The 1,222-nt window shown below is 60.6% G+C and carries 2 protein-coding genes; both read left to right on the forward strand.

What is annotated here, in order from left to right:
- Positions 1–346 (forward strand): recombination-associated protein RdgC (gene rdgC / locus DBR24_RS34645; RefSeq protein WP_256592036.1); only part of this gene is annotated, 346 nt, incomplete at its 5' end.
- Positions 347–508: 162 nt separating this feature from the next.
- Positions 509–1,222, forward strand: a 714-nt coding sequence (locus tag DBR24_RS30665) for a bile acid:sodium symporter family protein (RefSeq protein WP_146189159.1), incomplete at its 3' end; no start/stop codon positions are given.

Below are 1,222 nucleotides of genomic sequence, written 5' to 3' on the forward strand. Positions count from 1 at the left end.
GGACGAGTGCGAACTGCGCGACACCCACGAAGACGGTGGCATCGTGCGCTGCAAGCGTCAGGACCTGACCAGTGAAGAAATCCAGTTGCACCTGAGCACGGGCAAAGTCGTGACTCAACTGTCGCTGGCCTGGCAGGACAAACTGTCGTTCATGCTCGACGACAAAATGACCGTCAAGCGCCTGAAGTTCGAAGATCTGTTGCAGGATCAGGCGGACCAGGACGGCGGCGACGAAGCGCTGGGCCAGCTGGATGCGAGCTTCACCCTGATGATGCTGACCTTCGGCGACTTCCTGCCGGCGCTGGTTGAAGCGTTGGGCGGTGAAGAGACGCCGCAGGGGATCTGACGAAAACCTGTTCCATCTGAAGGAACAGGATCAACTGTGGGAGCTGGCTTGCCAGCGGTAGCGGTGTAACAGATGACTATAGTGGCGTCTGACACACCGCCATCGCTGGCAACCCGGCTCCCGCATGTTTTAGGGTGTTCATTTAATAATAAGGATCAAGCCATGCGCGCACTGGCTGCACTCAGCCGCTTTGTCGGCAATACCTTCGCTTACTGGGTTCTGATTTTCGCCGTGATCGCGTTTCTGCAACCGGCGTGGTTTCTCGGTCTCAAGGGCGCCATCGTGCCGCTGCTTGGCCTGGTCATGTTCGGCATGGGCCTGACCCTCAAGCTCGACGACTTCGCGGCCGTCGCCCGCCATCCGTGGCGCGTGGCGCTGGGTGTGGTTGCGCACTTCGTGATCATGCCCGGCATGGCGTGGTTGCTCTGCCAGATTTTCCACCTGCCGCCGGAAATCGCCGTCGGGGTGATTCTGGTCGGCTGCTGCCCGAGTGGCACTTCTTCCAACGTCATGACCTGGCTGGCCCGCGGTGACCTGGCGCTGTCAGTGGCGATTGCCGCCGTCACCACCCTCCTCGCTCCGCTGCTGACCCCGGCCTTGATCTGGCTGCTGGCCTCGGCATGGTTGCCAGTGTCGTTCATGGAGTTGTTCTGGTCGATCCTGCAAGTGGTGTTGCTGCCGATCATCCTCGGCGTGGTTGCACAGCGCTTGCTCGGTAACAAGGTGCGCCATGCGGTGGAGGTGTTGCCGCTGGTGTCGGTGGTCAGCATTGTGATCATCGTCACTGCGGTGGTGGCTGCCAGTCAGGCGAAAATCGCCGAGTCCGGCTTGTTGATCATGGCGGTGGTGATGCTGCACAACAGCTTTGGCTACCTG

This window comes from Pseudomonas sp. HMWF006 (assembly GCF_003061205.1).
GTDB classification, from domain to species: Bacteria; Pseudomonadota; Gammaproteobacteria; order Pseudomonadales; family Pseudomonadaceae; genus Aquipseudomonas; species Aquipseudomonas monsensis.